The 1,014-nt window shown below is 59.2% G+C and carries 2 protein-coding genes; both read right to left on the bottom strand.

All coding sequences use genetic code 11. The features are described from left to right. On the bottom strand, positions 1-458 hold a 458-nt coding region (locus FJ980_RS34390), incomplete at its 3' end, for a hypothetical protein (protein WP_140547758.1). Positions 459-873: 415 nt separating this feature from the next. After that, on the bottom strand, positions 874-1,014 hold a 141-nt coding region (locus FJ980_RS34385), incomplete at its 5' end, for a DUF992 domain-containing protein (protein ID WP_140547757.1).

Genomic DNA, 1,014 nt, shown 5'->3' with positions numbered 1-1,014 from the left:
GTCCTGGTCTCATCGATCCAATGCGACACCGTGCCGATGCCGAAACTCAGATAGGAGAATTTCACCGGCAGATCGACGACCGGGGCCTCGGTCGAGTTGTTCCAGATACGGGCGACGATTTCATATTCGGTGTCGGGCGCCAGCATATGTGGTGCGACAGGATTGCCGCCGCTTCGGATCTCGATGTCGGGGTTGTCCCATGTGACGGCGAGGCCCTGGCCCATCAAATAATACTGCGCGTAGATCAGGGGATCCGGGCGTTTATAGGCGGGGTCGCTGATCTTGACGCAACGTTGCGGCCCGCTTCGGTCCAACCGATCGGGGAGCTTCATTCTTTCGCAGAGCAATCTGGCGAGGGCGCAGATCCGGGCAGCGATCTGGCGCAGGTTCGATGGCCACTCGGTGAACGCGTCGGCGAGCGCGTTCAGGAAATCCAGTACTTTGGGGAGCGGGTTCATGGCCAGTCCGCGGCCATTTCGTCAACGTCGCTGTCGACGCATGAACAACCAGACAGCGGCAATCAAGAATGGTGCGAGTATCAGAAGAAGTTCGAAGGATCCCGACCCGCCATCGGGCGAAAATCCGAATAACTGCTCGATGAAATCCATCACGGCCTCCGGCAGCTGCAACAAAATTGCATTCGACGATGTCTTTACATCTGCCGGAGCTCGCGCGCATTTTCGCGCAGAGCCAGCAACATTTCCGGTTGGTAGCACAGAACGAGCAAGCCTTCCATCGGCAATAATTTCGATCTGCTAGCTTGGCCTGGTCACAGCAGTTCGCAAATGCAAAGCGCGCGGCGGAACCAAGTCCACCGCGCGCTATTTTGATCATTGCGCGGTTGCCGTCCGTGCCGAGAAGATCAACGTGCCGTTACTTGAGAGAGTGGATCAGCTCAAGCGAGGTCACGGCAACGGCCAGGTTGACGCCGGTCTGTGCCTGGACGCTGAGCGGCTCCAGCATGAAGGCGCTGTCCAGGCCGCCGACCAGGACGTTGGCGCCGCCGCCGGTCAC

It is taken from the genome of Mesorhizobium sp. B1-1-5 (genome assembly GCF_006443065.1).
Lineage (GTDB): Bacteria > Pseudomonadota > Alphaproteobacteria > Rhizobiales > Rhizobiaceae > Mesorhizobium.
This window is presented reverse-complemented; position numbering and strand designations above follow the sequence as displayed.